Here is a 25,086-nt window from a genome sequence, read left to right as displayed (position 1 = left end):
CGCGAAGGCGGTGTGTCAGTCGATATCAATGTTGACTGACACACCGCCTTCGCGGGCAAGCCTCGCTCCTACAGGATCAATACAAGCCCCACCAGCACTGCCACTTCCAGCAATTCCAGCAATGCCCCTGCCGTATCGCCCGTTGTCCCGCCCAAGCGCCGCAGCATCACTTGCCTCAACCAGACAAACAGCGCGGCCGCTAATACAAGCGCCCATACAGCGCTGAGGCCAGCCATCAGCACACACGCCACCGCACTGATAGCCAACACCTGTTTGCCGGCCAAACGCGGCAGATGATCGGCCAGCGCCTGCCCCAGTCCACCAGGACGCACATAAGGCGTGGTGAGGAATAATCCCAGTAACGCGCTGCGACTAATCAGTGGAACGATGATCAGGACCACGCTGTGCTGCTGTTCGATCAACGCCAGCAATGCGGCGAACTTGAGCAGCAACACCAGCACCAGCGTCACCACGGCGATCGGCCCGCTACGCGGGTCTTTCATGATGGTCAGGGTGCGTTCACGGTCGCCGTACCCCCCGAGCCACGCATCGGCGCTATCGGCCAGGCCATCCAGATGCAACGCGCCGCTGAGCACGACCCAAACGCTCAACAGCAGTGCGACGTGAAGCAATAACGGCGTGCCCAGCAATAGCCAGTTCATCCCCCACAGAATCACGCCGAACAGCAAACCGACCAGCGGATAAAACAGCAGCGACCGGCCCAATTCCTCGGGCGTCGGCATGCCCGGCAGCCGAATCGGCAGGCTGCTCAAAAATTGCAGGGCGATCCAGAATGGCAACATGGTCAGATCGCTTCCCTTAACAAGACACCCGGCTCGACCGACAGCGAGAACAACGCGCCATGACCGACTTCAACGTTGAGCAACTGCTCACGCGGCAATCCGCGCGCTTGGGCCAACAACAAACGCATGACGCCGCCATGGCTGATCAGCAAGATTCGCTCACCGGCATAGGCTGCGTGCAGCCGTTCGATGGCCGCCAACACTCGTCTCGAAAAGTCGATCACGGGCTCACCGTCAGGCGGCGTGAACGAATAGGGATCGGCCCAGAACAAGCCCAACGCCTCGGCGCTGGTTTCCATCAGCGCCGCCGCGCTCTGCCCTTCCCAGGCGCCGAAATGCAGTTCTTGCAGATCCTTATCCAGCTGGACCGGCAAACCCAGTCGCGCCCCAAGCTCTTGCGCAAAGCGCGCGCAACGCTGCAACGGCGAACTGACCAGTCGATCCCAGGGCCCCTGCTCGATCACCGCGGCACGCATTTGTTCCCAGCCCTTGCCGGTCAGCGCATCGTCGAGGCTGCCGCGCAAACCGCCACCGAGTTCGGTTTCGCCATGGCGCAACAGGTCCAGGCGCAAGGTCATGCCGGGCGATCCGCCACTGCCGCTTCGGCGAACGTCGCCATCTGCCCGTGCAGGTCGCAGGCCAGACGCAGCAATGGCACGGCCAACGCCGCACCGCTACCCTCGCCCAGTCGCAGGCCGAGGTCCAGCAACGGTTCGGCGTTCAGGGTTTCGAGCACATGGCGATGACCCGGCTCGGCGCCGCGATGACCGAACAGCAACCACTCACGGCAGGCCGGATTCAATCGCACCGCCACCAACGCAGCGACACTGCAAATAAACCCGTCGACCAACACCGCGACGCCTTCCTGAGCACAGGCCAGGTACGCGCCGACCAGCGCGGCAATTTCGAAACCGCCGAGGTTGAACAAGGTCTGCAGTGCATCGTCCCGTTGAGCGTTGTGCAACGCCAAGGCACGTTCTATGACCTGGGCTTTATGGCTGACACCCGCCGCGTTCAAACCGGTGCCCGGCCCGGTCAAATGCACCACCGGGCAATCGAGCAACGCACAGGCCAACGCGCTGGCCGCGGTGGTGTTGCCAATGCCCATTTCGCCACCGATGAACAACTGCGAACCGCTTGCGATCGCACGCTGCACACTGTCGCGACCGGCCTGCAAGGCAAGTTCACCTTGGGCCTGAGTCATCGCCGGCCCGTGGACGAAATTCGCCGTGCCCGGGCCGATGTTCAGGTGACGCACACCCGGCAGATTCAACGACGGCGTGACGGTGCCGAGGTCGACCACTTCCAGGGAAGCACCCAATTGCCGCGCCAACACGCTGATCGCCGCGCCGCCGCTGACAAAGTTGAGCAGCATCTGCCCAGTGACTTCCTGCGGAAACGCCGACACGCCTTCAGCGACCACACCATGGTCACCGGCAAAAATCGCAATCCACAGCTGATCGAGCTTCGGTTTGACCTGCCCCTGCAACCCGGCCAGTTGCACCACCACCGACTCGAGCCGGCCGAGCGAGCCGGCAGGCTTGGTCAGTTGCTGTTGACGCGCCTGCGCCTGTTCGACCGCTTGCGCATCGATTGGCTTGCACGGGTTCAGCCACCAGGAGTGAGTCATAACGCGGTTCCTTTCAAAGTCAGGGGCAGGCCGGCGACGGTTAGCACGACTCGCTGACAGCGCTCGGCCAAGGCTTGATGCAGCCAACCGGCTTCATCGACATAGCGGCGAGTCAATTCGCCCAGCGGCACGACACCCATCCCGGTCTCGTTGCTGACAAAAATGATTTCACCCGGCAATGACGCCAGGCAGTCCAGCAGGGCTTCGCGTTCGACCGAGAGACGCTCGGCGTTATCGAGCATCAGCAAATTGGTCAGCCACAGCGTCAGGCAATCCACCAGCAAGCAACGGTCGGCACTGGCGTTTTCGCGCAGCACGCGGGCCAGTTCCAGCGGTTCTTCGATCAATGCCCATTCGGCCGGACGGCGGGCGCGATGATGGGCCACCCGTTCGTTCATTTCACCGTCCAGGGGTTGGCTGGTGGCGATGTAGGTGACTTGGAGTTGACTGTCTGTCGCCAGTTTTTCAGCCAGGCGACTTTTGCCGGAGCGGGCGCCGCCGAGGATCAGTTGCAGCATGGTTTATTCCTTAAAATCTTCGGTGTCGGGACGGGCCTCATCGCGGGCAAGCCCGCTCCCACAAGGATTGAGGCCGTTCACAGATTTTTGTCCACCCGCGAAACCTGTGGGAGCGGGCTTGCCCGCGATGGGGCCTGTGCAGTTACCTCAAATTCCACAGAGTTCACGCAACAACGAAGTATCCAGATGCTTCTCCACCAGATCCGCCAACCGCTCGATATCGCGCTCGCGCAAGGCGTGATAATCCACTTCCTGCACATCCTGCAAACCAGCCCAGCGCAACAGCGCACTGCACGCCGCCGGTGACTCGAACAGCCCATGCAGATACGTACCAAAAATTTGTCCATCGACACTTTGCGCGCCATCGCAGCGACCATCGTCGAGTTGCACCGCTGCGTTTTCCAGCGCCGGCCCGGTGGTCACGCCGGCATGAATTTCATAGCCGCTGACCTCCGCGTCCTCCAACGTCAGACGCCCACGCACATTGCGCAACTGCTTCTCTTCTTCGAGCTGCGTTTCGAACGCCAGCAAGCCCAAACCGGCACTGGAACCCGGTGCGCCTTCAAGGCCCAACGGGTCGTGCACCTGCTCGCCGAGCATTTGCAGACCGCCGCAGATCCCCAGCACTTTTCCGCCGTAGCGCAAATGCCGCGAGATCGCCGTGTCCCAGCCGTTGGCCCGCAGATACGCGAGGTCACTGCGCACGCTTTTCGAGCCGGGAAGAATGATCAAGTCGGCCGGCGGAATCGCCTGACCGAGGCCGATGAATTGCAGGTCCACTTGCGGATGCAGGCGCAGCGGATCGAAGTCGGTGTGGTTGCTGATGCGCGGCAGTACCGGCACCACCACTTTGAGTACTTGATCGGCCTTGTCGGTCTGACGCTGATCGATGCCGTCCTCGGCCTCAAGATGCAGATCCATCACGTACGGTAAAACCCCGATCACCGGTTTGCCGGTGCGCGCCTCCAGCCAATCGAGGCCAGGTTGCAGCAAGGCGATGTCGCCGCGAAAACGGTTGATGATGAAGCCTTTGACCCGGGCCTGCTCGCTGGGCGACAGCAGCTCCAGCGTACCGACCAAATGCGCGAAAACACCGCCGCGATTGATGTCGGCAATCAGCACCACCGGGCAGTCCACCGCCTCGGCAAACCCCATGTTGGCGATGTCGCCGGCACGCAGGTTGATCTCTGCCGGCGAGCCCGCCCCTTCGACCATTACCACTGGATATGCGGCTTTCAAACGTTCATGAGAGGCCAGCACCGCTTGCATGGCGATGGCTTTGTAGTCGTGATAGGCGACCGCGTTCATCGTCGTGACCGCGCGACCATGAATGATCACTTGGGCGCCAGTATCGCTATTGGGTTTGAGTAGCACCGGGTTCATGTCGGTGTGCGGTTCGAGGTGGGCCGCCTGAGCCTGCACCGCTTGAGCACGGCCAATCTCGCCACCGTCGGCGGTTACCGCGCTATTGAGGGCCATGTTTTGCGGCTTGAACGGCACGACGCTCACGCCCTGGCGCGTGACCCAGCGACACAACGCCGTCACCAGCGTGCTTTTACCGGCGTCCGATGTAGTGCCCTGCACCATCAACGTAGTCATTGCGCTTCCTTAACGTAGGCTTCAAGCGCTTGCTCGAGACGCAACCAATCCGCTTCATTGGCGGGCAAGCCAAACCGCAGGCTGCTGGTGTGGGTGAACAACCGCAGCAGAATGCCCCGCCGGGCCATGAATTCATGCAGCGCTTCGGCGCACTCGGTGATCAGCCACTGGAACAACGCGCAGCCGCCCTGAGGTTTGAAACCGTATTGCTCAAGCAGCAACGCCAGACGCTCGCCAGCCTCGTCAGTGCGAATGCGCTGTCGAGTGTGCCCCTCGGTATCCGTCAGACACGCCTGCCCCAGCACTCGGGTCGGACCGCTGACCGCCCAAGGCCCGACCTGTTCGGCCAGCAGCTTGAGCAACTTACGCTCGGCCAATACAAACCCCAACCGCACACCGGCCAGGCCGAAAAATTTGCCGAAGGAACGCAGCACGATCAAGCCGATCTGATTGGCGAACGGCGCGAGGCTCAAATGCGGAGTGTTGTCCATGAACGCCTCGTCCACCACTAGCCAGCCACCGCGCTGGGCCAACCGCGCATGCCAATCCAGCAGACGAGCCGGGGTCAGGCTCAACCCCGTGGGATTGTTCGGATTGACCACCACCAGCACGTCGAGGCTGTCGAGAAAGAAATCGACTTCCGACTCCAGCACTTCCCGCACGATGTAACCGCTGCGACGCCAGGCTTCGGCGTGTTCGGCGTAACACGGCGACAGCACGCCGACCTTGCCGGCCCGACGCAAACGCGGCAGCAACTGGATCGCCATTTGCGAACCCGCCACCGGCAGCACTTGGGCCGCACCGTAATAGTCGCAGGCAGCCTGCTCCAGACCGTCATCGGTTTCCGGCAACCGCGCCCAAGCCCGCAGTGGGATGTCCGGGACCGGGAATGGCCAAGGTGCAAGGCCACTGGACAGGTCGAGCCAATCGGCTTCGGCAATGCCGTATTCAAGCGCCGCCTTGCGCAAGCGGCCACCGTGCTCAAGCATAGAACTCAGCCCCCACGCAGAGAATCAGCAGCCATAACCATACCCCGCGCTGGACCAATTGCCAGCCACGGTCGATAGAATCGGCATCCGCTGGCACGCCTTCGCCCAATGGCGGACGCTGATGCAGTTCACCGTGATAAATCGCCGCCCCACCCAACTCGACACCCAGCGCACCGGCACCGGCCGCCATCACCGGCCCGGCATTCGGGCTGTCCCAAGTCGGGCCCTGGATACGCCAGCACTTCAGCGCCAGTCGGGTTTTGCCCAACAGCGCGTAGGTCAACGCCACCAGGCGTGCGGGAATGTAGTTCAGAGCATCATCGATCTTCGCCGCAGCCCAACCGAAGCGCTCGAAGCGTTCGTTGCGATAACCCCACATCGCATCGAGGGTGTTGCTCAGGCGATAGAGCACCACGCCGGGCGCGCCCGCCACAGCAAACCAGAACAGCGCGGCGAATACCGCGTCGCTGCCGTTTTCCAGCACCGATTCGGTGGCGGCGCGGGCGACTTCGGTTTCATCCAGTTCGCTGGTCTGACGGCTGACCAGATAGCTGACGCGTTTGCGCGCCTCGATCAAATCATCACTGCGCAGGGCCTTGGCCACCGGCTCGACGTGCTCACCAAGGCTGCGCATGCCGAGGGCGAAATAGAGCACGAGAATCTCGACGATCCAGCCAACATAAGGTGCCCAGGAAAATGCAGTGGCCAACAAGGTCAGCGGCACGACCGCCATCACCCAGGCCGTAACCCCGTGACTGCGCCAGCCGCGGCCACCGGAGTTGAAACGTTGCTCGATGCGATCGGCAAAACGACCGAACGCCACCAGCGGATGCCAGCGTTTGGGTTCACCCAGCAGCGCATCCAGCGCGACCGCGGCGACACTCAACAACGCCACACTCATTGACTCACTCCCCAATAATTTTCATACAGCAACTCGCTGAGTGGACGCGCCTGCGCCCAGCCTTCGAGTACCAGCATCGGCGCCGGATAGAATTCCTTGACCGGCCCCAGACAAAGAATGGCCAAAGGCTTGGCCCCGACCGGTAAACCCAACAAATCCGCCAGCGCTTGCGGCTCGAACAATGACACCCAGCCCATGCCCAGGCCTTCGGCGCGGGACGCCAGCCAAAGGTTCTGGATGGCGCAAGACAGCGAAGCCATGTCCATTTCCGGCAGCGTACGACGGCCGAAGATATGCCGCTCACGATCGTCCATCAGCGCGGCGACCAGCACCTCGGCGCAGTCGTTGATGCCTTCGACCTTGAGCTTCATGAATTCGTCGGAGCGCTCGCCGAGGGCTTCGGCGGTGCGGATGCGTTCGTCTTCCACCAGTTGCTGGATCTTGCCGCGCAATGCCCGGTCACTGATGCGGATGAATCGCCAGGGCTGCATCAGGCCGACACTTGGGGCTTGATGCGCGGCTTCGAGCAGGCGACGCAGTAACTCGGGCTCGACGGTGCCGCCGCTGAAGTGACGCATGTCGCGACGTTCAGCGATGGCTCGGTAAACGGCTGCGCGCTCGGCTTCGGAAAATGCGTTGTCTGTCATGGCCTCTTCGCGAGCAAGCCCGCTCCCACATTTGAAATGCGGTCCACTGTGGGAGCGGGCTTGCTCGCGAAGGCGGCCTCAAGGTCAGGCGCAAACAGCGCAGCAATCGCTGTCGGATTGGACGGGAAATAAAAATGCACATAAGAAGCCGTCATCCGCCCCTCGCGATAAACCGCCTCCGCCCCTCGCCCGCCATTCGGGCTCAAACCACGAGCAATCGGCTCAAGTTCAGTGCTGGTCAACGAGTGATGATAAGTGTGCCCACGCAGCAAACCTTCCGGCAATTCGACCGCCTGCAAGGCCAACGCGGCCAGACGCTTCTGCATCACCGCATCACCGGCCAGCAAGCCGACCAGTTCAGCGCGAGTGCCTTCGACATCGGTCAACGAATCCAGCAGATACAGCATGCCGCCACACTCGGCCAGCAACGGTTTGCCCGCTGCGTGATGAGCGCGGATGGCGGTCAGCATCGGCGTGTTTTGCGACAACGCCACATGGTGCAGTTCAGGGTAACCGCCCGGCAGATAGAGGCTGTCTGCCTCCGGCAATTCGGTGTCGCGGATCGGTGAGAAGAAAGACAATTCGGCGCCCATGGCCCGCAACAGATCCAGGCTCGCGCCGTAGGTAAACGCGAAAGCTTCGTCCCGGGCCACGGCAATCCGCACACCGCCCAGCAAGGGTTCGGCTGCGATCATTTCAGGCGCGGCGAATTCCACGGCCGGCGGCAGCGCTACGTCGCAACTGCTGGCCAGTGACTCGGCCGCCGCATCGAGACGCAGATCGAGGTCATTCAACTCACTGGCCTGAACCAGACCGAGATGCCGACTTGGCAATTCGATACCGGTCTCCCGGGACAGCGCGCCGTACCAGTGCAAGCCTTCAGTCAGGCTGCCTTCGAGCAACTGCGCATGGCGCACGGTGCCGACCCGGTTGGCCAGCACACCGGCAAACGGCAAATCCGGCTGATAGCGCGCAAGGCCCAGGGCCAGCGCGCCAAACGTCTGCGCCATGGCAGTGCCGTCAATCACGCCGAGCACCGGCACACCGAAGTGCCGCGCCAGATCGGCGCTGGACGGCGTACCGTCGAACAGCCCCATGACGCCTTCGATAAGGATCAGGTCGGCTTCGCCCGCGGCCTCCCACAATAGCCGTCGACTTTCCTGCTCACCGACCATCCACATGTCTAGTTGATAAACCGGTGCGCCGCTGGCGCGCTCGAGAATCATCGGGTCGAGAAAGTCCGGGCCGCATTTGAACACGCGAACCTTGCGCCCCTGATTGCGATGCAAACGAGCGAGCGCGGCGGTGACGGTGGTCTTGCCCTGACCGGAGGCCGGCGCGGCGATCAGAACCGCCGGGCAATGACGATGGCTATTCATAAAGTGCAGCTCACAACTCGACGCCTTTTTGCGCTTTGATTCCGGCCTGGAAGGCGTGCTTGATCATGCCCATTTCGGTGACGGTGTCGGCCAGTTCGATCATCTCCGGTTTGGCGCCACGACCGGTGACCACCACGTGTTGCATCGGCGGACGCGCCTGCAAGTCGCTGAGCACCTGATCGAGATCGAGGTAGCCATGCTTGAGGGCAATGTTCAACTCATCAAGAACAACCAAACCAACTGACGGGTCGCGCAAGAGTTCGCGGGACACCGCCCAGGCGGCTTCGGCGGCGGCGATGTCGCGTTGGCGGTCCTGGGTTTCCCAGGTGAACCCCTCGCCCATCACATGAAAACGCACTTGCTCCGGAAAGCGCCGAAAGAACAGCTCCTCACCGGTGCTGGTGCGCCCCTTGATGAACTGCACCACGCCACACTGCATGCCGTGGCCCATGGACCGCGCAAGCATGCCGAACGCCGAGCTGCTCTTGCCTTTGCCGTTGCCGGACAGCACCAGCAGCAAACCGCATTCATTCGGCGAGTTGGCGATGCGTTCGTCGATCACGGCTTTTTTGCGCAGCATGCGCGCCAGATGGCGTTCGTCACGATCGGGAGTATCAGTCATGGGGGAGCTCTCCGTTGAGGCTGGATAACGGCGGGCAGGCACAAGAATAGACGGCAAAAAGCCTGGCATCGCCCACCGTGATGCCGTTGGATGAATCAGGCCGGTCTCCGGGCTCATGAGCGGCTTGCGCCCGACTGCGCGCCTTCCCATATCGACAGTCGACACAGTGGCTAGGGCCTGTCATCAGCTTTTTCCTATACCGCGCCGGGCCTGCTGTGGTGCAGGGCAAGGCGCGAGGAGCGTGGTTTGGTCATTCCAAACAAGCTCCGAGCAACGCAGCCCTGCGCCACAGCAGGCCCGGCCCTTCGGGTTGTGTCTGAAAGCGGACCAGACTGCGTTGCAGTCCTTGGTAAGGGAACAACCATTACCAGCGGACTGCGCCTTGCCTGGTCCGCTTTCAGACCTCAACGCGGTATAGGAAAAAGCTGATGACAGGCCCTCGCGCAGTCTTCACTCATTTACCGTTGCGGGGGCAGCGCCGGGATCGTGATCATTCTTCGCTGGAAGAAATTCACTCACCGGCTTCCCTGTTTCACTCTGTCGACCAAGGTCACAGAGCACCTGAAACAAGCCGCGAAGGTTAGAGGGTTGGGGGTGGAGCGTCAATTAAAGCCGGGGCGCCGCTAAGCGAATACCTGCCGCCGATCTTGTGCCACACTGGCAGCAGTGATATCAAAGAGCCACAACCTGACAACACAATAACAAGGGTGAGCCACATGCAAGGCATGATCATCAGCAATCCGAAGCTGGAATTCCTGCGGCCGGTGCTGGAACGCTGGTTTGACTGTATCGACCGCTACAACGCCGTGCGCGGCGATAACGATACACCTTACTGGTATGACGAAAACGCCAACCTTGGCCTGCTCTCCGCCGCAGCCTGGATGGCAGAAATGGTCACGCTGCCACAAACATCGACGCGCAAACAGATCGAAGAAGGCGAACGCAACGCCCGCGCCGACTTGTTTATCGCCAGCAGCGAAGAACGCGCGTATCTCCAGGCCACCCAGCGCTGGCCGCGGGCCAACAGCCTGAACCTGACTCAGGCACTGGCGGACATCACAAGTGACGCGAAGCGAATCAGCTACGCCAGCGACCTGAAACTCGGCTGCCTGTTTGTCGCGCCACAAAAAGCCCAGCACAGCGCCACCCCGGAAGAACTCCAGGACATGGTCGACGACCTGCAAAAGGAACACACCTGCGCCGTGGCCTGGTATTTCCCTTACGCCTACCGCAAGTTGCGTAATGACGCCGGCAATTATCACCCGGGCATCGCTATTCTGCTCAAGGAAGCCCGCGGCTGACCGGTTGAACCATCGAGCGTCTACGCTTCTCTATGATTACGTCCATGCATTCATAGGGAAGATCAGTAATGCGCAAACCCCAACTCGTTTTCATCATCGCGCTCGCCGGAGGGCTCGCCGCCTGTGGTGAAACCTCCACCCTGCAAGTCTCGGATGGCACAGGCCCCTCGCCCAAGCTGCCAGAACCCAATAAAACCCTGATCCCGACGGTGAATATCGCCCCGGCGATCGGCTGGCCTGAAGGCAAGAAACCTGTCGCCGCGGCGGGGACTCAAGTGGCGGCGTTTGCCGAAGGCCTCGAGCACCCGCGCTGGCTTTACGTGCTGCCTAACGGTGACGTGCTGGTGGCTGAAACCAACGCGCCAGCTAAACCCGATGGTGGCGGCATTCGCGGCTGGGTGATGGGCAAAGTCATGGGCCGTGCCGGTGCTGGCGTCCCCAGCCCGAACCGCATCACCCTGCTGCGGGACAAGGACCACGACGGCGTCGCCGAAACCCGCACGGTATTCCTGGAAAACCTCAACTCGCCCTTCGGCATGACCCTGGTCGGCAATGACCTGTACGTCGCCGACACTGATCGCCTGCTGCGTTTCCACTACGAAAATGGCGAGACGGCGATCAAGTCGCAGCCGACCAAGGTGGTCGATCTGCCGGGCGGCACGCTGAATCACCACTGGACCAAAAACGTCATCGCCAGCAAGGATGGCAGCAAGCTGTACGTCACCGTGGGCTCGAACAGCAATGTCGGTGAAAACGGCATGGATCAGGAGGAAGGACGCGCGGCGATCTGGGAAGTGGACCGCGCCACCGGCAATCATCGGATCTTCGCCTCGGGGATTCGCAATCCAAACGGTCTGGCCTGGGAACCTCAGAGCGGCGCACTATGGACCGCCGTCAACGAGCGTGACGAACTCGGCAGCGACCTGGTACCGGACTACATCACATCCGTGAAGGACGGCGGGTTTTATGGCTGGCCTTACAGCTATTACGGCCAGCACGTCGATGTTCGCGTCGAGCCGCAAAACCCCAATCTGGTGGCCAAGGCCATTGCACCGGACTACGCGGTGGGGCCACATACCGCGTCACTGGGCCTGACGTTTGCCGAAGGTAGCAAACTTCCGGCGCCGTTCACTCAAGGTGCATTCATCGGCCAGCATGGCTCGTGGAACCGCAAGCCGCACAGCGGCTACAAAGTGATTTTCGTACCGTTCAGCGCCGGCAAACCGACCGGGCAGCCGGTGGATGTGCTCACCGGTTTCCTCAATGACGAGGAAAAAGCCATGGGCCGGCCGGTGGGCGTGGTGATCGATCAGCAGGGTGGCTTGCTGGTGGCAGATGATGTGGGGAATAAGGTGTGGCGCGTTTCCGCGGCCAAGTAATCAGTTCGACTGTAGGAGCGAGGCTTGCCCGCGAAAGCGGCAGCACAGTCAACATTGATATCGACTGACACACCGCTTTCGCGGGCAAGTCGGATCGCCGCACCGCTCGCTCCTACAGTTTCTGCGCAGCGTCATCCTTCAATCGAGCGGTCATGACAACATCCGCTACGGATTTTGTGCCAAGTGCCCGGGTTGCAAGACGCGCTTGGCGCTCAGATAGGCCTTCTGCCAGTAAGCCTTGGACAAGCTGTCCAGCTTGACCGTGCCGCCCGTGGCTGGCGCGTGGACGAAGCGGCCTTCGCCGACGTAGATCCCGGCGTGACTGACTTGGGAGCCGCCATTGGTGGCGAAGAAAATCAGATCACCGGTTTGCAGGCCTTCCTTGCCGATACTAGGGGCCTGCATGCCGATCATCTCGCGGGTGGAGCGCGGCAAGGAAATGCCTGCGACATCGCGATACACATAGCCGATCAAACCGCTGCAATCGAACCCGGAATCCGGCGTGTTGCCGCCCCAGCGATAAGGCGTTCCCACCAGGCCCAACGCGCGAAACAGCACGTCTTCCGCCGCAGGGGAAAAGGCTTGGGAAGGACCAAAAACAATCGGAGCGCGAACCACCGGCGCAGGTGGCGGTGTGCGGCTGGCGCAGGCGCTGAGCAGCGCTGCGAAGAACATGAGTGCGAGGCGGGCCGACATCGTCATAAACAGAACATCCTGATCTGGCTGCGGCTTTTTCCACCGAAAAGGCAGAAAAGAAAACCGCCTGCGCAGAACGCAGGCGGTTTGCCATCAATAATAGATCAGGATTCTAGCGGCTACGCGGCAAACTTCAAGTAAGACTTTAAGTTCGCCTTACAAGCTGTCCGCTTACTTGCGTGCCGTGACGATAGCCGGGGTCGCAGCGGGCGCCATCGCGAGTGCGCGCTTGGCTTCGATGAAGGTCTTGCTCCAGTAGCTGTCGCCCAGGCTATCGATCCGGACACCACCACTTTTGCGGCTGCTGGAGTGGATGAACTGGTTGTCACCCAGGTAGATCCCGGCGTGACTGACACGACCGCGACGACCATTGGTGGCGAAGAACAGCAGGTCACCCGGCTTGAGGGCGCTGCGAGCAACCAGAGGAGCGTCAACGTTGATCATTTCGCGAGTGGAGCGCGGCAGGTTCATGCCGGCCTCTTCACGAAACAGATAACCGATGAAGCCGCTGCAGTCGAAGCCAGCCTCGGAGGTGCCGCCGAAACGGTAACGGGTACCGATCAGAGACATGCCACGTTCGAGGATGCTGTCGGCCAGAACCGGAAGCTGATATGACTTGCCGCCGGCGAAGTCTGCCAGTTCTTTATCGGTGGCCACGCCATCTTGGTAAAGAGCTTCCTGGAAAAGAACGGAAGATTGCGCGGTAACTGAATTTGAAACCTGCTGTTTTGGCTCTTGCTGGGACACTGGAGAGTGAGCAGCGCAACCGAACAACAGGGTGACGAGTGCGAGAGGCACGAGGGGTGCGAAGCGATTTAGCATGGGCACGACCGTGGCTGATAGTTTTGAAGAAGCCGCGACTATGCCCGCTATCAACCTCATTTGCAAATTCAATCGATCTTTATGTGACTTATCGGTTTCTCGTTTACATCTAAGCGCTTAAGACCATTTTGAACCTTTGCGCAGCCTGCCTTCTTGCAGGAAAGCGGATTTTTTGACGCCTGAAATATGGGAAACCCCGTGTAAAACCTGAGTCTGATCCAGGTTTTTTACCAACCAAGGGTTTCTTTCAGGAATGGGATTGTCAGCTTGCGCTGAGCTTGGAGGGAGGCCTGATCGAGACGCTCAAGCAACTCGAAAAGCGCACTCATGCTGCGGGTCCCGCGGGTCAGAATAAAATGCCCGACCTCGTCGGTCAGGTGCAGGCCACGACGGGATGCGCGCAACTGCAAGGCACGCAATTTGTCTTCGTCAGAGAGTGGGCGCATCTGGAAGATGAGTGCCAGTGTCAGCCGCGATTTGAGGTCCGCCAGTTTCACCGGCAGTTCACGCGGGGACGTCGAGGCGGCGATCAACAGACGCCGACCGCTGTCACGCAAGCGATTGAATAGATGGAACAGCGCCTCTTCCCAATCCGCCTTGCCGGCAACCGCTTGCAGATCGTCCAGGCAGACCAGTTCGTATTGTTCGAGGTTATCGAGGATTTCGATGCCGCGGTCCAGCAACTCGGCCAACGGCAGGTACACCGCACGCTCCCCCAGTTGCTCGAAACGCAGACACGCCGCCTGCAACAAATGCGTGCGCCCTACCCCGTCCTTGCCCCAGAGGTAAATCAGGCTTTCCGTCCAGCCGGCGTCGGCTTCGCAAAGCCGCTCGACATAGCCGAGTGCAGCGGCATTGGCGCCTGGGTAGTAATTGATAAAGGTGGCGTCATCACGCAGACGCACACCTAGGGGCAGCTGAATCGGTTTCATGCTGACTGAACAGTTCCAAAGGAACCGTTAGTGGCCTCTGTGTAAAGTTTGCGAAGTTTATACCCGTGAGGCTGACCGCACAATGCGACAGACCACAAGCAAAATCAAAGGTTTGCGTTAACGTGCTGGTTTTATGACAGTTTCTTTGGCGGCGCATGTGACAGCCACACGAGGGATACGGGCAAACCTGGCACGAAACCAGACTGCCTGCCATGAGCGATCAAAAACCCTTACAGCGTGGATTCGTCGACCCCACCGTAGATGTCCGAATCCTTATACAAATCATGTATATGACGCACCAGGACCATGATCACCGCCGCCACCGGCAATGCCAGCAGCACGCCGGTAAAACCAAACAACTCGCCGCCGGCCAGAATGGCGAAGATCACCGCCACCGGGTGCAGGCCGATCCGGTCGCCCACCAGCAACGGCGTGAGGACCATGCCCTCCAGTGCCTGGCCGACCATGAACACCGCGACAATACCGATCATGGGATACAGATCGCCACCGAACTGGAACAGACCGGCAATCAATGCCGCGCCAATCCCGATGACGAATCCCATGTACGGCACGATCGCCGCCAGACCGGCAATCAGACCGATCAACAGCCCCAGCTCCAGCCCGACGATCATCAAACCTGCGGCGTAGATCACGCCGAGCGCCAGCATCACCAGCAACTGACCGCGCACGAACGCGCCAAGCACTTCGTGGCATTCTCCCGCCAGAGACATGACGCGCTCTTCACGATCACGCGGCAGCAGGCTGCGGATCTTGGCCATCATCAGATCCCAGTCGCGCAGCAGATAAAAACTCACCACCGGGATCAACACCAGATTGGCCAGCAAACCGATTAATGCAAGGCCTGAAGCCGTCGCCTGACTCAGCACCACGCCGACCACATCGGTGGTCTGGCCCATGTGCTCGCTGAATGCCGCCTTGAGCTTGTCGAACTTCCAGAAGCCGTCCGACAACCCCATCTTCGATTGCGCCCACGGCACGGCGGTGTGCTGCAACCAGTCGAGCATCTGCGGCGTCAGCTCATACAAGCGGAACAACTGCTTGGCGAGCATCGGCACCAGCACTAATAGCAACGCGGTGACGATCAATGTGAACAAGGCGAACACCGCCACCACGCCCCAGGTCCGTGACAGACCGTACTTTTCCAGCCGATCCACCAGCGGATCGAACAGATAAGCCAGCAACAGCGCCACCAGGAAAGGCGTCAGGATCGGGTGCAACAGGTAAACAAACGCGCAAAGCAGGACCACCCCACCGAGCCAGAACCAACGCCGTGTATCGGCCATGTACCACTCCTGCTTCTATATAAAGAAAAACTACCAGCGAAAACGTAACTGCGGCGTCGGTGCCGGGGCTGGCGCTACGGCCGGTGCCGAGCCAGCCACCACGGGCTGAACAGGCGCCACAGGGGCCGGCGCCTCACCTGCCGGAATTTCCTGCAACTTGGCCAAAGACAACTGCGCCCGCAATTGATCGGCGCTGCCGTTGACCCGATAAAGCACGCGATCACCGTCGACACTCTGCAGACGCGCGCCAAAAGGCTCCAGCAAACGCCCGAGCGTCGCATAACGCTCCAGGCTCATTCCCTGCACTTCCAGCAATTGCTCGCTCGATGCGCCCGGTTTAGCGGCAAAACGCGGTGCCAGGCGTTGACTGACGGCCAGCATCACCGCATCGGCCAGCGCGGCGGTATCGGCGCCCTGCACACTGCCGGCTTCTTTCTGATCGCCCAGCCACAAACGCCACTTGGCTTGCCATTGCCCCCCCTCTTCACGGGCATGCACCGCCAGCAAGGCGTCCGCATTGTAGCGGTCGGATGCGCCCCGCAGTGGTGCCGGGTCTGCACTTTCCAGATTCGGTGCAGTGGCGATCATCTGCTCTTCCAGGTCCGCCAGCGGCAGACGCAACGGCAGCCCACGATGTTGAGCTGCACGACGCAGCGGCGTAGCGCTGGCCTGATCATCGCCGACCAGGCTCGAACCTTCGCTGGATTCGTTCAACCACCAACCGAGAATCGACGGCCGGTTGCTGCCCCACACGGCCAACCCGGCACGCCGCAAGGCCTGTTCGGTGGTGGCCGGATCGAAATCGACTTTCAGCACTTGCGGCGGCCCGGCCTCATAACCGAACTGACTGATGATCTGCTGAGGGTCTTTGCGCACAGTCGCCAGACCCGGGCTCTGCGCCGCCTTGGGGTCGCCGGTCAGGCGCAACACCAGGGTATCCAGCGCCCGCTGAGTCGCCTGATCGCGTTCCTCCGGCGTCTGGCTGCTGACAGGCTCGCGCACTTGATAGAGGCCTTTGACGGTTTCGGCATGACCGGCCAGGCTGACCATGGATAAACAGCCCACGAACAAGAATTTAAGAAAACGCATAAAAAGATTCCTGACGACAAGAGCGGCTGGAACAGACCGCGTGAAGATGATTGAACCAAGGGTCTGTTGACCACACGTTCAAACAAAACATTCACCCGATCCCGGTAAGTTTTCGCATTGTCATAACGATAGACGGTTAACGTCGATACCTTATACAGCCATCCGGGACGCCACCAACACGGGCAATATCGGTTTTTTTAACGCGATATGCCTCTGCCCGTCGGCACGAGGATGGCCGCTGCCCCTCAAGCCTGATAAAATCGCGCGCCTTCGCAGACCGGCAACAGCCGGGCACCTTGAAATTCACGGATGGCACTCGCCTTCGTTTGTTTCGGCGGTCCCACTGGACTCGGTCGTTACCCCTGAATCCCCCCTAAAGGCCTGGATCATGAGCAAGCAACCCTCCCTGAGCTACAAGGACGCCGGTGTAGACATCGACGCCGGTGAAGCATTGGTCGAACGCATCAAGAGCGTCGCCAAGCGCACTGCGCGCCCGGAAGTCATGGGCGGCCTGGGCGGTTTCGGCGCCCTCTGCGAAATCCCGGCCGGTTACAAGCAACCGGTGCTGGTATCGGGCACTGACGGCGTCGGCACCAAACTGCGCCTGGCGCTGAACCTGAACAAGCACGACAGCATCGGCATCGACCTGGTTGCCATGTGCGTGAACGACCTGGTGGTCTGCGGCGCCGAGCCGCTGTTCTTCCTCGACTACTACGCCACCGGCAAACTGAACGTCGAAACCGCGACCCAGGTCGTGACCGGCATCGGCGCTGGCTGTGAGCTGTCCGGCTGCTCCCTGGTCGGCGGCGAAACCGCTGAAATGCCTGGCATGTACGAAGGCGAAGACTACGACCTGGCCGGCTTCTGCGTCGGCGTCGTGGAAAAATCCGAAATCATCGACGGTTCCAAAGTCGCTGCCGGCGATGCCCTGCTCGCCCTGCCGTCTTCCGGCCCGCACTCCAACGGCTACTCGCTGATCCGCAAGATCATCGAAGTGTCCGGTGCAGACATCGAAAACATCCAGCTCGATGGCAAACCGCTGACCGACCTGCTGATGGCCCCGACCCGCATCTATGTGAAGCCGCTACTCAAGCTGATCAAGGACACCGGCGCCGTCAAAGCCATGGCCCACATCACCGGTGGTGGCCTGCTGGACAACATTCCGCGCGTTCTGCCAAAAGGCGCACAAGCGGTGGTTGACGTTGCAAGCTGGACTCGCCCTGCCGTGTTCGACTGGCTGCAAGAGAAAGGCAACGTCGATGAAAACGAAATGCACCGCGTGCTGAACTGCGGCGTCGGCATGGTTATCTGCGTTGGCCAGGAGCACGTTGAAACCGCGCTGAACGTATTGCGTGAAGCCGGCGAGCAGCCTTGGGTCATTGGTCAGATCGCCACCGCTGCCGAAGGCGCGGCTCAGGTCGAACTGAAGAACCTCAAGGCTCATTGATGTCTCAGACCTGTGATGTGGTGGTGCTGTTGTCCGGCACCGGCAGTAACTTGCAGGCCTTGATCGACAGCACGCGGACCGGCGACAGCCCGGTTCGCATCGCTGCGGTGATCTCCAACCGCGCCGACGCCTACGGCCTGCAACGCGCCAGGGACGCGGGTATCGACACCCGCACCCTCGATCACAAGGCTTTCGAAGGTCGCGAGGCCTTCGATGCCGCGCTGATCGAACTGATCGACGCCTTCAACCCCAAACTCGTGGTACTGGCCGGCTTCATGCGCATTCTCAGCGCTGACTTCGTGCGCCACTATCAGGGTCGCCTGCTCAATATCCATCCCTCGCTGCTGCCCAAATACAAAGGGTTACACACTCATCAGCGCGCGCTGGAGGCCGGCGACACTGAACACGGCTGTTCCGTGCACTTCGTCACCGAGGAACTCGATGGCGGGCCACTGGTCGTACAGGCAGTAATACCGGTAGAGTTGCACGATTCGCCGCAGAGTCTGGCGCAGCGAGTCCATACTCAGGAACACCTGATCTACCCGATGGCTGTACGCTGGTTTGCCGAAGGTCGTTTATCACTCGGTGAACAAGGTGCTTTACTGGACGGACAGTTACTCGCGGCCAGCGGCCACTTGATTCGAACCTAGGAGATTTTATGCGTCGCGCCCTGCTCTTCGCTTGCGCTCTGCTCGCCCTGCCGTTTGCGCAGGCCGCAGACCTTCAACCCTTCTCCGCCAGCTACACCGCCGACTGGAAGCAGTTGCCCATGAGTGGCACCGCCGAACGCAGCCTGACCAAGGGAGCCAACGGCGTCTGGAAACTCAGCTTCAAGGCGTCGATGATGATCGCCAGCCTGACTGAAGAAAGCACCCTGACCCTGGACAAGGACACGCTGCTGCCACAGTCCTACCACTTCGAACGTGGTGGCCTGGGCAAAGCCAAGAAGGCTGATCTGGATTTCGACTGGACCAACAAGATGGTCACCGGCACCGATCGCGGTGACGCCGTCAAGCTTCCACTCAACCGCGGCATGGTCGACAAGTCCACCTATCAACTGGCGCTGCAGCATGACGTGGCCGCCGGCAAGAAAAGCATGAGCTATCAGGTCGTCGATGACGGCGAAGTCGATACCTATGACTTCCGCGTGCTGGGCTCGGAGAAAGTCGATACCAAGGCTGGCCAGATCGATGCGATCAAGGTCGAGCGCGTGCGCGACCCGACACAAAGCAAGCGCATCACCGTGCTGTGGTTCGCCAAGGACTGGGATTATTTGCTGGTCCGTCTGCAACAGGTCGAAACCGACGGCAAGGAGTACAACATCATGCTCCTCGACGGTACGGTCAACGGCAAGCCGGTCAAAGGCAGCTGATTCGCAACGACATGAAAGCCCCGCAAATGCGGGGCTTTTTTTCGTCTGGCATTTGGCTGGGCGAGAGCGATCAGCGCACGGTAAAGCTTTGCTGGGCCAGCAGGCGATCGCCCTGGAACACCATGAAACGCCATTCACCGGGAACGACTTCGTGGCTTTCGGTGAACTCGTACGCCATCACGTCCTGCGGAGCACCGGGTACCAGTTTTTGAGTCACTTCCAGTTTGTCGTGACGCATGCCATCCGGAGTACGGATGCCCGGCGTGAAATAGAGCAACGTCAGCGGCTGGTCTTCGGCGACCTTGCCAACTAACTGGTAACGCATACCGAATTTGGTGCCAAGTTTGGCGGGGACGATTTCGGTCTGCTGGATCTGTTCATTGCTGCGGCGCAAAACTCGCTCGCCCGATTGCAGTTCGGCTTTCGGGCCAGCGAACACGCCGTATTCCACCGGGCCTTCGACGCGGACTTCGGCACTGGCCAGACCACTGACGAACATCATTGTGGCCAGGGCGGTTAAACGGGTGAGGTGCATGGTGCGCTCCTTGATTGAGATGAGCGCGAGGGTATGACGCGGGGGTGACAGGACGATGACAACCTGTAGGAGCGAGGCTTGCCCGCGAAGAACGATGACGCGTAATACCTGAAAACCACAGTGTATTCTTCGCGGGCAAGCCTCGCTCCTACAGGTTTGGGGAAGGTCAAATCGACCGCCCAAAAAGTGGAACGCGAACTTGAAGGAATGCTCTATAACTTCAGGGTCTTTTTTTGATCGAATGACTTTTCCTGCAGCCCGCGAGGTTTCCCATGACCGTTACCGTCAATACTGTTTCCGCCGAAGGTTTTCGTCACAGCGTCCAGATCGATGACCACGAACTTTTTGCCGATGTGCCGAAAACCTCTGGCGGCGAAGGCACCGCGCCTGAACCACACGACTACTTCGATGCAGCCCTGGGTGCCTGCAAGGCCCTGACGCTGAAAATGTATGCCCAGAAAAAGGACATCCCGCTGACCGGCGTCGAGGTTGAGGTCACTCGCGACAACAGTGAAGAGCAGAAAGGCAAATACGCCCTGCACGTCGAACTCACGCTCAAAGGTGTGCTCACCGACGCCCAGCGTGACGAACTGCACCGCGTGGCCGACCGCTGCCCGGTACACAAGCTGATGACCACTTCTGACATCAGCATCGAAACCCATCTGTCCGAAGGTGCCTTCAGCCAATAGCGGCAAGGGCTGCACAAGCGGGTTATGCTCCCTGCGTCACCCGCTCAGCCTGGAATGCACCATGAACACTCCGCTCGTGATCCGCCCTCGCGCCGAAGATGTCGAAGGCCAGCCGATTCTTCGCCCGTTGCCGTCAGCCAAATGTCGCAACGTCGGGCCTTTCGTTTTTTTTGACCACATGCTCGAAACCCGTTATCCGGCGGGCAAAGGCATGAACATCCGTCAGCATCCGCACATCGGCCTGTCCACCCTCACCTACCTGTTCAAAGGGCAAATCCAGCACAAGGACAGCCTTGGTTCCGATCAGGTGGTGAATGCCGGCGATGTCAGCTGGATGACGGCGGGTAGCGCAATTGCCCACGTCGAACGCACGCCCGAACCATTGAAAGCCAGCGGCTTTACGATGCACGGCTTACAGATCTGGCTGGCTTCGCCCATGGATCGTGAACACGGCCCGGGACATTACAGCCACCATCCGGCTGCCACGCTGCCCGTCAGCGATAACCTTGGCGTGAAGATACGCATGATCGCCGGGTCAGGCTTTTGCCTCGAATCGCCGGTCCCGGTGCTTTCTCCTACGCTGTACGCCGAATTGAACCTGCAAACGGCGACCACATTGCTGATTCCCACCGAGCATGACGAACGGGCACTGTACGTGCTGAGCGGTGAGGCGCAACTGGATGGCGAACCGCTGGAGCCGCATTCGCTGGTGGTGTTGCCGGCCGGGGAAGAGATGACACTGTTCGCCGAGAGCGACTGTCATGCCGTGCTGTTTGGCGGCGCGCCGCTGGATGGGCCGCGACGGATCAACTGGAATTTCGTGGCCAGCGATCCGGCATTGATCGATGAAGCACGTCGGCGCTGGGCGGCCGGGGATTGGCCGACAGTGCCGGGGGAAAGCGAGCGGATCGAATTACCGAAATACCGAAGCCCGCCAACGCCTCTGTAATTGATCGGCTGATCGGTCCCACGCGCAGCAAAGGAATGCAGCCCGTGACGCTGCGCGTCACTGGAGGCATTCCTTTGCTGCGCGTGGGAACGATCAATAAAAAACCCGCCGAAGCGGGTTTTTTTTACAACTCGGTCAAACCGACAGTTCAACCAGCAGCTTGTTCAGACGGCGCACATAAGCGGCCGGGTCTTTCAAGCTGTCGCCGGCCGCCAGGGCCGCCTGATCGAACAGAATGTGCGAGAGGTCGCCGAAGCGCTCGTCGCTCTGTTCGTTGTCGAGTTTCTCGATCAGCGGGTGAGCCGGGTTGAATTCGAAGATCGGCTTCGAATCCGGAACCTTCTGACCGCTGGCTTCCAGGATCTGACGCATTTGCAGGCCCAGGTCCTGCTCGCCGATGGCCAGAATCGCCGGGGAATCGGTCAGACGATGGGAAACCCGCACTTCAGCCACAGAGTCGCCCAAAGCGGTCTTGAGTCGCTCAACTAGGCCTTCTTTGGACTTGGCGACTTCTTCCGCGGCTTTCTTGTCTTCTTCCGAATCCAGATTGCCGAGGTCCAGGTCACCGCGTGCCACGTCGACAAAACTCTTGCCGTCGAAGTCGTTGAGGTAGCTCATCAGCCACTCGTCGATGCGGTCGGTCAGCAGCAGCACTTCGATGCCTTTCTTGCGGAAGACTTCCAGGTGCGGGCTGTTTTTGACTTGCGCGTAGGTTTCGCCCGTCAGGTAGTAGATCTTGTCCTGACCTTCCTTGGCGCGGGCCAGGTAGTCGGCCAAACCTACAACCTGCTCACCGTCGTCGCCCTGAGTGGAGGCGAAACGCAGCAGGCCGGCGATTTTCTCTTTGTTGGCGAAGTCTTCTGCCGGGCCTTCTTTCATGACCTGACCGAAGTTCTTCCAGAAACCTTTGTATTGCTCAGGCTCGTTCTTCGCCAGTTTTTCCAGCATGTCCAGAACGCGCTTGGTCAGCGCCGACTTCATCGAATCGATGATCGGGTCTTTCTGCAGGATTTCCCGCGACACGTTCAGCGACAGGTCATTGGAGTCGACCACGCCTTTGATGAAGCGCAGGTACAGCGGCAGGAACGACTCGGCCTGATCCATGACGAACACACGCTGCACGTACAGCTTCAGGCCTTTCGGCGCTTCACGCTGGTACAGGTCGAACGGAGCACGGGTCGGCACATAAAGCAGCGAGGTGTACTCGAGCTTGCCTTCGACCTTGTTGTGGCTCCAGCTCAGCGGGTTTTCGAAATCGTGAGCGACGTGCTTGTAGAACTCCTGGTATTCCTCGTCTTTCACTTCAGTGCGAGGGCGAGTCCACAGGGCGCTGGCGCGGTTGACGGTTTCCCATTCAACGGCTGGCTGCTCTTCGCCTTCAACGGCTGCCACTTCTTTCGGCAACTCGATCGGCAAGGCGATGTGGTCGGAGTACTTCTTGATGATGTTGCGCAGACGCCAGCCATCGGCGAATTCGTCTTCAGCGGACTTCAGGTGCAGAACGATGCGAGTACCACGGTCGGCTTTCTCGACAGTGGAAATTTCGAACTCGCCTTCGCCCTTGGACGACCAGTGCACGCCTTCGCTGGCAGCCAGGCCGGCACGGCGGCTGAAGACGTCGACTTTGTCGGCAACGATGAAGGCCGAATAGAAGCCGACACCGAATTGACCGATCAGGTGCGAGTCTTTTTTCTGATCGCCAGACAGGTGTTTCATGAAATCGGCAGTGCCGGACTTGGCGATGGTACCCAGATGGGTCACTGCGTCTTCACGGCTCATGCCGATGCCGTTGTCTTCAAGGGTGACGGTTTTAGCGTCTTTGTCGAAGCTCACACGGATTTTCAGTTCAGCGCCGCCTTCCAGCAATTCAGGCTTGGCAAGCGCTTCAAAGCGTAACTTGTCGACAGCGTCAGAGGCGTTCGAGATCAATTCGCGAAGGAAAATTTCCTTGTTGGAATACAGCGAATGGATCATGAGGTGCAGCAGTTGCTTCACCTCGGTCTGGAAGCCCAGGGTTTCCTTTTGAGTTTCCACACTCATGGTCATCAAACTCCAATCAGATGGCATAAGCCGCGACCTTGAGGGTCGGCGGCGGGTTGTCCTCAGAGTTGGGGGCTGAGATCAGGATTTCAAGGGCTCCTCGATTTTGAAATGAGCCCGGGCCGTGGCAATGGGCTCGGCTTCGGTGCTTTGCCAGGCCGTAATCGCCACGTTTGCGACCCGGCGCCCCTGTCGGCACACCTGGCATCTGGCCCAGGTATCGCGAAACTGCCCCGCGCGCAAGTAGTCGAGGGAAAAGTCGATAATCTTCGGCACGCCCGGCGAACCGGTGAAAATCAGCAGGTGCAGTGCCGCCGAAAGCTCCATGAACCCGGCAATCACTCCGCCATGAATCGCCGGCAATAAAGGATTACCAATGTTGTCCTTGTTGGCCGGCAGACGAAACAGTAGCTCATCCCCCACCCGTGAACATTCGACGCCGATCAACCTGGCGTAGGGAATCAGCTGCAGCAGCGAGGCGTAGTCCCCCTGCGCATGAGCCTGTTGAAGTTGTTCCTTGAACGTGTCGGTCATTTCGCACCTCCGGCCATGGCGCCGCCAAAACCTTTAGTGCCTTTGATGCCCTTGCCCATGCGCATGAACGTGCCCACCACATGGGCGATGGGCTGTTCGGGATCGTCCTGGTAGGCAAAACCGCGCGCGAAGATCACGTCGGTGGTCACTCGGTAGCATTGGGCGAAGCCGTACACGTCCTTGTGCGGCTCGGCGGCGCGCATGTAGTCGATGCGCAAGTCGAGCGTCGGACAGACTTCGAATTCGGGCAGCACGCAAAGGGTGGCCATGCCGCAGGCGGTGTCCATCAGCGCGGTCACCGCTCCGCCATGAATCACCCCGGTTTGCGGATTGCCGACGATCTGCGGGCTGTAGGGCAGAATTACCGTCAACCCTTCGCTGCTGGCGCTGTGAACACGCATGCCGAGTACCTGACAATGCCGCAATGCCGACAGGAAGCGCGTCGCACGCTCAAAAACGGGGTTTTCGGCCATTTGATAAAACTCTTCTTAGTGTCCGGGCAAAGCAGCAGGCTAGAGGGCAAAAGTTCCGCTGCAAAACAAACTTATATATCTGTGCGAATTAAGGAACTTAACCCTGATCGCCGTGCTCGAAAGGCCAAGTAGATATTTCCATAAGGAGAAACACCCCATGCGTAAGACTTTAGCTATTGCCTTGATGTTGACCGCTACCCTCGGTCTCGCTGCCTGCGATAAAAAATCCGAGGACAAAGCTCAAGATGCCGCCAAACATTCCGAGCAAGCTCAGGAGAAAATGGGCGAAGCTCAGGATAAAGTGAACGAGGCTGCAAAAGAAAACGCCGAAGCTGCCAAAGCTCAGGCTGAATCGAACGCAGCAGCGGCAAAAGAAGCCGCTCCAGCTCCAGCGCCAGAAGCACCTAAAAACTAAAACCGTTTTTAGTGTGATAAA

At 60.1% G+C, this 25,086-nt stretch carries 27 protein-coding genes and 1 riboswitch; of the genes, 8 read left to right on the top strand and 19 right to left on the bottom strand.

Going from position 1 to position 25,086, the window contains the following annotated elements; translation table 11 throughout:
* Positions 1-68 precede the first annotated feature (68 nt).
* From NHU87_RS13275 to cobO, 10 genes are all read right to left on the bottom strand, one after another.
* Positions 69-803 (bottom strand): adenosylcobinamide-GDP ribazoletransferase, encoded by a 735-nt coding sequence (locus tag NHU87_RS13275; protein ID WP_253548953.1) that lies wholly within the window; start codon positions 801-803, stop codon positions 69-71.
* Positions 804-805: 2 nt separating this feature from the next.
* On the bottom strand, positions 806-1,381 hold the full coding sequence (cobC, locus tag NHU87_RS13270) for an alpha-ribazole phosphatase family protein (RefSeq protein WP_253548952.1): 576 nt from the start codon (positions 1,379-1,381) through the stop codon (positions 806-808).
* Complete coding sequence (cobT, locus tag NHU87_RS13265; protein WP_253548950.1) at positions 1,378-2,433, bottom strand: nicotinate-nucleotide--dimethylbenzimidazole phosphoribosyltransferase; 1,056 nt, start codon at positions 2,431-2,433, stop codon at positions 1,378-1,380. The genes cobC and cobT overlap by 4 nt, the downstream gene beginning before the upstream one ends.
* Positions 2,430-2,951: a bifunctional adenosylcobinamide kinase/adenosylcobinamide-phosphate guanylyltransferase gene (cobU, locus tag NHU87_RS13260; RefSeq protein ID WP_253548947.1), complete on the bottom strand. Its 522-nt coding sequence runs from the start codon at positions 2,949-2,951 to the stop codon at positions 2,430-2,432. Before cobU ends, cobT begins: the two co-directional genes overlap by 4 nt.
* Before the next feature lie 147 nt (positions 2,952-3,098).
* Entirely contained in the window at positions 3,099-4,550 is a 1,452-nt protein-coding gene (locus NHU87_RS13255; protein WP_253548945.1) for a cobyric acid synthase, read from the bottom strand.
* A complete protein-coding gene (gene cobD, locus NHU87_RS13250; RefSeq protein WP_253548943.1) occupies positions 4,547-5,539 on the bottom strand; it encodes a threonine-phosphate decarboxylase CobD in 993 nt (330 codons plus the stop codon). The genes NHU87_RS13255 and cobD overlap by 4 nt, the downstream gene beginning before the upstream one ends.
* The gene (cbiB, locus tag NHU87_RS13245; protein WP_253548941.1) at positions 5,532-6,440 is read right to left on the bottom strand and encodes an adenosylcobinamide-phosphate synthase CbiB; all 909 of its coding nucleotides are present in this window, start codon (positions 6,438-6,440) and stop codon (positions 5,532-5,534) included. Before cbiB ends, cobD begins: the two co-directional genes overlap by 8 nt.
* Positions 6,437-7,087, bottom strand: a complete 651-nt coding sequence (gene bluB / locus NHU87_RS13240; RefSeq protein ID WP_253548939.1) for a 5,6-dimethylbenzimidazole synthase — start codon at positions 7,085-7,087, stop codon at positions 6,437-6,439. Before bluB ends, cbiB begins: the two co-directional genes overlap by 4 nt.
* On the bottom strand, positions 7,084-8,466 hold the full coding sequence (locus NHU87_RS13235) for a cobyrinate a,c-diamide synthase (RefSeq protein WP_253548937.1): 1,383 nt from the start codon (positions 8,464-8,466) through the stop codon (positions 7,084-7,086). The genes bluB and NHU87_RS13235 overlap by 4 nt, the downstream gene beginning before the upstream one ends.
* 10 nt (positions 8,467-8,476) lie before the next feature.
* Positions 8,477-9,088 (bottom strand): cob(I)yrinic acid a,c-diamide adenosyltransferase, encoded by a 612-nt coding sequence (gene cobO / locus NHU87_RS13230; protein ID WP_253548935.1) that lies wholly within the window; start codon positions 9,086-9,088, stop codon positions 8,477-8,479.
* 417 nt (positions 9,089-9,505) lie between these two features.
* Positions 9,506-9,668, bottom strand: a riboswitch (cobalamin riboswitch).
* 136 nt (positions 9,669-9,804) lie between these two features.
* On the opposite strand from cobO, the gene NHU87_RS13225 reads away from it, so the two are divergent.
* Positions 9,805-10,389 carry a hypothetical protein gene (locus NHU87_RS13225; protein WP_253548933.1) on the top strand — a complete coding sequence of 195 codons (585 nt, stop codon included), beginning with the start codon at positions 9,805-9,807 and terminating at the stop codon, positions 10,387-10,389.
* 68 nt (positions 10,390-10,457) lie between these two features.
* Entirely contained in the window at positions 10,458-11,768 is a 1,311-nt protein-coding gene (locus NHU87_RS13220; RefSeq protein ID WP_253548931.1) for a PQQ-dependent sugar dehydrogenase, read from the top strand.
* Positions 11,769-11,933: 165 nt separating this feature from the next.
* Here the strand turns inward: NHU87_RS13220 and NHU87_RS13215 are convergent, their stop codons facing one another.
* The 5 genes from NHU87_RS13215 to NHU87_RS13195 form a co-directional block, all read right to left on the bottom strand.
* Entirely contained in the window at positions 11,934-12,470 is a 537-nt protein-coding gene (locus NHU87_RS13215; protein ID WP_253548929.1) for a C40 family peptidase, read from the bottom strand.
* A gap of 165 nt (positions 12,471-12,635) precedes the next feature.
* A complete protein-coding gene (locus tag NHU87_RS13210) occupies positions 12,636-13,286 on the bottom strand; it encodes a C40 family peptidase (protein ID WP_253548927.1) in 651 nt (216 codons plus the stop codon).
* Positions 13,287-13,513: 227 nt separating this feature from the next.
* Entirely contained in the window at positions 13,514-14,218 is a 705-nt protein-coding gene (gene hda / locus NHU87_RS13205; protein WP_038979708.1) for a DnaA regulatory inactivator Hda, read from the bottom strand.
* A gap of 230 nt (positions 14,219-14,448) precedes the next feature.
* Positions 14,449-15,522 carry an AI-2E family transporter gene (locus NHU87_RS13200; protein WP_253548925.1) on the bottom strand — a complete coding sequence of 358 codons (1,074 nt, stop codon included), beginning with the start codon at positions 15,520-15,522 and terminating at the stop codon, positions 14,449-14,451.
* A gap of 30 nt (positions 15,523-15,552) precedes the next feature.
* Positions 15,553-16,611: a DUF2066 domain-containing protein gene (locus NHU87_RS13195; protein WP_253548923.1), complete on the bottom strand. Its 1,059-nt coding sequence runs from the start codon at positions 16,609-16,611 to the stop codon at positions 15,553-15,555.
* Between the two features lie 388 nt (positions 16,612-16,999).
* Here NHU87_RS13195 and purM point away from each other — a divergent pair, with 388 nt between their 5' ends.
* The 3 genes from purM to NHU87_RS13180 are packed head-to-tail and all read left to right on the top strand — an operon-like array spanning position 17,000 to position 19,430.
* Entirely contained in the window at positions 17,000-18,058 is a 1,059-nt protein-coding gene (gene purM, locus NHU87_RS13190) for a phosphoribosylformylglycinamidine cyclo-ligase (RefSeq protein WP_109628650.1), read from the top strand.
* Positions 18,058-18,708, top strand: a complete 651-nt coding sequence (gene purN, locus NHU87_RS13185; RefSeq protein ID WP_253548922.1) for a phosphoribosylglycinamide formyltransferase — start codon at positions 18,058-18,060, stop codon at positions 18,706-18,708. Before purM ends, purN begins: the two co-directional genes overlap by 1 nt.
* 8 nt (positions 18,709-18,716) lie before the next feature.
* Positions 18,717-19,430: a DUF3108 domain-containing protein gene (locus NHU87_RS13180; RefSeq protein WP_038979701.1), complete on the top strand. Its 714-nt coding sequence runs from the start codon at positions 18,717-18,719 to the stop codon at positions 19,428-19,430.
* 70 nt (positions 19,431-19,500) lie between these two features.
* On the opposite strand, the gene NHU87_RS13175 is transcribed toward NHU87_RS13180, so the two are convergent.
* Entirely contained in the window at positions 19,501-19,965 is a 465-nt protein-coding gene (locus NHU87_RS13175; protein ID WP_253548921.1) for a DUF3859 domain-containing protein, read from the bottom strand.
* A 272-nt stretch (positions 19,966-20,237) separates the two neighbouring features.
* Here NHU87_RS13175 and NHU87_RS13170 point away from each other — a divergent pair, with 272 nt between their 5' ends.
* Positions 20,238-20,654, top strand: a complete 417-nt coding sequence (locus tag NHU87_RS13170; RefSeq protein WP_253548920.1) for an OsmC family protein — start codon at positions 20,238-20,240, stop codon at positions 20,652-20,654.
* A 61-nt stretch (positions 20,655-20,715) separates the two neighbouring features.
* Positions 20,716-21,603: a pirin family protein gene (locus NHU87_RS13165; protein WP_253548919.1), complete on the top strand. Its 888-nt coding sequence runs from the start codon at positions 20,716-20,718 to the stop codon at positions 21,601-21,603.
* A 135-nt stretch (positions 21,604-21,738) separates the two neighbouring features.
* On the opposite strand, the gene htpG is transcribed toward NHU87_RS13165, so the two are convergent.
* From htpG to NHU87_RS13150, 3 genes are all read right to left on the bottom strand, one after another.
* The gene (gene htpG / locus NHU87_RS13160; protein WP_253548918.1) at positions 21,739-23,643 is read right to left on the bottom strand and encodes a molecular chaperone HtpG; all 1,905 of its coding nucleotides are present in this window, start codon (positions 23,641-23,643) and stop codon (positions 21,739-21,741) included.
* Between the two features lie 81 nt (positions 23,644-23,724).
* Positions 23,725-24,177 (bottom strand): PaaI family thioesterase, encoded by a 453-nt coding sequence (locus NHU87_RS13155; RefSeq protein WP_253548917.1) that lies wholly within the window; start codon positions 24,175-24,177, stop codon positions 23,725-23,727.
* Entirely contained in the window at positions 24,174-24,650 is a 477-nt protein-coding gene (locus NHU87_RS13150) for a PaaI family thioesterase (RefSeq protein ID WP_253548916.1), read from the bottom strand. The genes NHU87_RS13155 and NHU87_RS13150 overlap by 4 nt, the downstream gene beginning before the upstream one ends.
* Positions 24,651-24,807: 157 nt before the next feature.
* Between NHU87_RS13150 and NHU87_RS13145 the strand changes: the two genes are divergently transcribed.
* Positions 24,808-25,065, top strand: a complete 258-nt coding sequence (locus tag NHU87_RS13145) for a hypothetical protein (protein WP_253548915.1) — start codon at positions 24,808-24,810, stop codon at positions 25,063-25,065.
* The last annotated feature ends 21 nt before the right edge of the window (positions 25,066-25,086 follow it).

It is taken from the genome of Pseudomonas mandelii (assembly GCF_024138395.1).
Taxonomy (GTDB): Bacteria; Pseudomonadota; Gammaproteobacteria; order Pseudomonadales; family Pseudomonadaceae; genus Aquipseudomonas; species Aquipseudomonas mandelii_E.
The sequence above is the reverse complement of the archived record's forward strand: the minus strand, read 5'-3'. Positions and strand labels throughout refer to the sequence as shown.